The 4,636-nt window shown below is 52.0% G+C and carries 7 protein-coding genes; all 7 read left to right on the top strand.

Annotation, left to right across the window (positions count from 1 at the left end; genetic code table 11):
- Nucleotides 1-112 precede the first annotated feature (112 nt).
- A complete protein-coding gene (locus tag J8X26_RS26130; protein WP_208952454.1) occupies nucleotides 113-484 on the top strand; it encodes a hypothetical protein in 372 nt (123 codons plus the stop codon).
- Between the two features lie 35 nt (nucleotides 485-519).
- Entirely contained in the window at nucleotides 520-1,347 is an 828-nt protein-coding gene (locus tag J8X26_RS26125) for a YfdQ family protein (RefSeq protein WP_208952453.1), read from the top strand.
- 130 nt (nucleotides 1,348-1,477) lie between these two features.
- Nucleotides 1,478-1,969 carry a hypothetical protein gene (locus J8X26_RS26120; RefSeq protein ID WP_208952452.1) on the top strand — a complete coding sequence of 164 codons (492 nt, stop codon included), beginning with the start codon at nucleotides 1,478-1,480 and terminating at the stop codon, nucleotides 1,967-1,969.
- A gap of 2 nt (nucleotides 1,970-1,971) precedes the next feature.
- Nucleotides 1,972-2,682, top strand: a complete 711-nt coding sequence (locus tag J8X26_RS26115) for a hypothetical protein (protein ID WP_208952451.1) — start codon at nucleotides 1,972-1,974, stop codon at nucleotides 2,680-2,682.
- Nucleotides 2,679-2,975: a DUF4406 domain-containing protein gene (locus tag J8X26_RS26110; RefSeq protein WP_208952450.1), complete on the top strand. Its 297-nt coding sequence runs from the start codon at nucleotides 2,679-2,681 to the stop codon at nucleotides 2,973-2,975. The genes J8X26_RS26115 and J8X26_RS26110 overlap by 4 nt, the downstream gene beginning before the upstream one ends.
- The gene (locus tag J8X26_RS26105; protein WP_208952449.1) at nucleotides 2,968-3,456 is read left to right on the top strand and encodes a class I SAM-dependent methyltransferase; all 489 of its coding nucleotides are present in this window, start codon (nucleotides 2,968-2,970) and stop codon (nucleotides 3,454-3,456) included. Before J8X26_RS26110 ends, J8X26_RS26105 begins: the two co-directional genes overlap by 8 nt.
- A complete protein-coding gene (locus tag J8X26_RS26100; RefSeq protein WP_208952448.1) occupies nucleotides 3,453-4,358 on the top strand; it encodes a hypothetical protein in 906 nt (301 codons plus the stop codon). The genes J8X26_RS26105 and J8X26_RS26100 overlap by 4 nt, the downstream gene beginning before the upstream one ends.
- Nucleotides 4,359-4,636: the final 278 nt, after the last annotated feature.

Below are 4,636 nucleotides of genomic sequence, written 5' to 3'. Positions count from 1 at the left end.
TAGACAAGGGCCGCTGGCACCCACCCAGCACGCCCTGTGCATTACCGGCCGCCCTTGTCTATGTGTGTGAGTAATTTCCCGCGGTGTGCGCCGCGATAACGAGGACATGAAAATGGCTGAAAGTCGTATGACCAACGTCCCGGAGTTTCTCTCCGAACTGGACGCCGGTATTTTCGAAAACAAAATCGCCGCCGCGCTGAATGCCGCCGCTCTGGGTGTTCTGAATAACGGCGGTAAAGGCAAAGTGACCATCGAGATTGATGTTTCCCGGATCAGTAATTCGATGGAAGAAAAACGCGTGATGCTGGCTCACAAATTGAAGTTCTCAGCACCAACGCCACGCGGGAAAACGTCTGAAGAAGATACCACCGAAACACCAATGTACGTGGGCAAAGGCGGCAAGCTGACCATCATGCAGGAAGATCAAGGCCAGCTGTTCACTATCGGCGGAGATCCTGACGGCAAACTCCGCGACGCGCGATAAGCATCGTTTAACCTCTCCGATAAAAGGAAATTGTTATGTCTCAAGTTTTAGACGCATCAGCAATCAAAGAAGTCCGAGATATGTCCCTATCCGCACTGCTGGAAGAGCGCCTGTCTTCAGCTGACTGCCCTGCTGTTGCTTTGCCGGAATCAGTCCGTATTCATTCGCTGGAAAGCCTGCAAGATGGCCGGTTCCGCTTCCGCGGGAAAATGGAAACCGCCAGCATTCAGGATTTTTCCCGCTACTGCAAAGATTACGCCGGTGAAGGCGTCCGCAGCTTCATTAATGCTGACAACATGGCAGCGGTGACTGTGTTTAACCTCGGCACGCTGGCCGCACCAGGTCATGCAGATAACACCGCCGTCCTCAAGCTGAAACGTACTGCTCCATACCAGGCGTTATTGAACATCGACGGTGTTAAAAACTCGCAGAAAGATCTGGCTGAATGGCTCGAAGACTGGTCTGAATTCCTGATTGCTTTTACCGCTGACGGTGAAGTGATGGACGTCAAGAAAGCGATCGGTGGTGTGCGCAAAATCACTATCGAGGCATCCAGCTCTGCGGATCATGAAGATAGCGATTTCAGTGCTAAGCGTTCCGTTATGGAAAGCGTGGAAGCCAAAAGCAAAGAAATTATGCCTGTGGCTTTCGAATTTAAATGTGTGCCGTATGAAGGCCTGGGTGACCGTCGATTCCGTCTGCGTTACAGCGTGCTGACCAGCGGTAATGCTCCAGTGCTGGTTCTGCGCATCGTCCAACTGGAAACCATTGAAGAACAAATGGCGACCGAGTTCCGCGAGCTACTAGAAACCAACTTCACCGACGTTGAAGTCGAAACGTTCATCGGTGAGTTCAAAGCCTGATAGCGCGGCCTTAAATGCCCTGACTCATTGGGGCATTTAGTGAATCGTTATTACTGAAATTTATTTGCCATCACTGGCAAGGGATTCGCACACGCCGAAATCTGGAAATCACTTATTTAGGAATGCAGCCATGAAACTTATTCAACCGGTCACACCAGAACGCAATGCCGATAACTTGGGTTTTTGGACTCACCCTGATTTCTTCGAACCTGCCAACGGTAACGAATACCCAGCGCCAGGCGAATTTGAAGCATGGGCAAAAGCTCACGCCGTCGAAGTTTACACCTTGGCGATGGAAGCCGATCCAGGTGCTGATGATATTCAGTTGGCTTGGGAGGCTGGCGAATCAGACGTATCCGCGTGGGTGCCAACGCCACCGCCGGGTGAAGGTTGGTTCTTGGTTTCTATTCACGATACTGAAGACGGCCCATACAGCGTGTGGCTGCGCAGCATCGCTGAAGAACTTCAAGAAATAGCACGTCTGAAGGCTGATTTTCTGGAAAAGCATGATGTTGCAATCACCGCTGCTTATGAATATTTCAAAGCGTGTCCCGTCGGCTCTGAGCGCGCTATCGCCCACCAGATTTATCAGGTACTGCGCACAGCGACGAGGGTTGGCTGATCATGAAAGAGCGCCCTATTTTATTCAACGCTGAGATGGTTAAAGCCATTCTCAGCGGTCGTAAGACGCAGACACGCCGAGTTATGAAGCCGCAACCTTCTTCCGGCGTTCGCAAATCAGTGCTCGTCAAATCCGGTACTGAAGATGTCCACGGTAGGGAACTTGTTTGCCCACTCGGGCAACCAGGCGATCAGCTCTGGGTGCGTGAAACGTTTGCAACCCTTGGTAACGAAGATGGCTGCGCAATCGACTGGCAAGAAAATCTGGTAAAGGCTGGTGGCCCAGATGCAGCACGAGTATATCGCGCAAGCTGCGAGCAGCGACCCGGCAATTATGGCCTATGGTCAATTCCTGATGATGCATTCTGGAAGCCTCATACCGAGAACATGCAATACGAAGGTTCTTGGGTTCCATCCATCCACATGCCGCGCTGGGCCAGCCGTATTCAGTTGGAAATAACCAATGTCGGAGTACAACGCCTGCAAGAAATCAGTTCAGGTGATGCTGTCCGCGAGGGTATTTGCCAACTTCCGGCTTCTGGTCGCTACTGCATCAACCCCGGTGACCAATATTTCGGTGGCGCCAGCAAAAGCGCCAAAGAAGTTTATTCGTGGTTGTGGGAGTCGATTTACGGCGAAGGAAGCTGGGACGCGAATCAGTGGGTCTGGGTAATCGAATTCAAACTCATAGCGCCAGCACGGGAGCAGCCATGAAAGTCTACATCGCTGGGCCTATGACCGGCCCGCCGCATTTCAATCGTCCCGCCTTCCAACAAGCGGCGATCAACCTGTCTTTCGAGAAGCATGTCCCGCTGAATCCGGCGATCCTGCCGGACGGCCTAACCGAAGCCGATTACATGGCCGTCGGCCTGACTATGCTCCAGCGCGCAGATGCTATTTATCTGCTGGCCGGCTGGCAGTTCAGCGCGGGCGCCAGAGCAGAACATGCGTTGGCTTTAAAACTTGGTTTGGAAGTGATCGAACAGAGGGAACACCGCCATGACTGAGGCAACCAGCAAACCAATTCTGGATATGTGCTGCGGCTCCCGAATGTTTTGGATGAACAAGCAGGACCCACGCGCTGTGTATCTTGATGCCCGAAGCGAATCGCATGTGTTGTGTGATGGGAGAAAACTGGAGATTAAACCGGACATGCTTGGCGACTTCCGTCAGTTGCAATTCAGTGATGGTCAGTTTGATCAGGTGATATTCGATCCACCGCACCTCCGCCGCGCCGGGCTTAAAGGTTGGATGCGTAAAAAGTACGGGCAATTGGATAAAGAAAACTGGCGTGAAGACATCGCCGCCGGCTTCCGCGAAGCGTTCAGGGTGTTGCGGCCACACGGCACGCTCGTTTTTAAATGGAACGAAACGCAGATACCCGTTGCTCAGGTTATCGCGCTAACCGACCAGAAGCCAACAATCTGGCAGCGGACCGGCAAAGGCGATAAAACTCATTGGATCCTGTTTTTGAAGGAGGCTGTATGACTGATACAACAGATATCGCGGCGCTGAATCGTCCTGTTCGTGACCGGTATGATTGGTCAAATGCGGTATGGCGGGATTGCGACCAATGCGGAAAGCAGCATACAGGTACTGTTACAGCAGAAGACGGCTCTCAAATCTGCGCTCAGTGCGCTGATCAACTTTATTGGTCAGCATGGCAAGTTTTGGCAGAGCGAGCTCTCGACCAGCTCGAAGCAGAACGCCAGCAGCGAGAGGCGGCAGAGAAAGCACTGTCAGAGAAAAATGAACGTGCGGCGGCCTGCGTCAATGCATTTGAAGGTATTGAGACTGACCGGATCGCGGGGAAAACTCTTGGTGAATTCCTTGCCGGTGAGGTTCGCTTGAATAAGGCAGAGCCTACACCAGGTGGTGGGTTTGGTTTCACGTTCTCTGGCTTTGCGGTTCAGTTGATGGCTGAATCATTTGCAGACCAGTTCAAAGAATCAGGGGCGATAAACTATCTCGAATTGCTTTTTGAACATAAGGAAATCGGGCCATTAACCGTCACTATGCAGCGGGTCGAAGGACTGACGCCAGCACATAAGCTGGCAGCGGCAGAAAAGAGCAATGCTTTCCTCAAAGAACAACTGGCTCAACTGGCTAACTTCAACCCAGATTGGGACAGACTGGAAGCGTGCCAGGAAAGCTGGCGTGAAGTGGTGGCGTTGCTCAAAGAGAAGGAAACAGAAATCTCAGCGCTGAAAGCCAAGCTGGCTAATCCCGTGGTGCTGCCAGCCGGTTACTCAGCCCGGGCCGGGCATCCATTCCACGAAGGTGAGCGAAACGTCATGATCCCGAATAAACACGGCGACTGGCTTTCCCGTTTCGATGTTGAACATGCAATTCATATTGCTGGGTTCCCTTTTACGGTTAAGGGGGAGTGATGCACGCCCACGTCATGCTTTATTGTCAGTGGCGCAAGTTCAAATACATGACTCATGAATTCCGTGAGTTCTGCACCTATAACATGTATGAAGAAAGATACCAGTGGCAGGATTTTAAAGGACGGCAGACATGGGCATTTCTGATGTGGCACAACGGATTTCTCGAGGGCTGGAGGTGAGTGATGGCACCGTACTGGCTACAGCAACGGTTCCAGTACTGGAAATACTGGAGAGGATTCGAACAGGCCTACTACAAAATTAAGGCAGAGAGAAAATCA

This window comes from Rahnella sp. ChDrAdgB13 (genome assembly GCF_017655185.1).
GTDB classification, from domain to species: domain Bacteria; phylum Pseudomonadota; class Gammaproteobacteria; order Enterobacterales; family Enterobacteriaceae; genus Rahnella; species Rahnella contaminans.
Note: the sequence above shows the minus strand (reverse complement) of the source record. Positions and strands in the feature narration are given on the sequence as shown.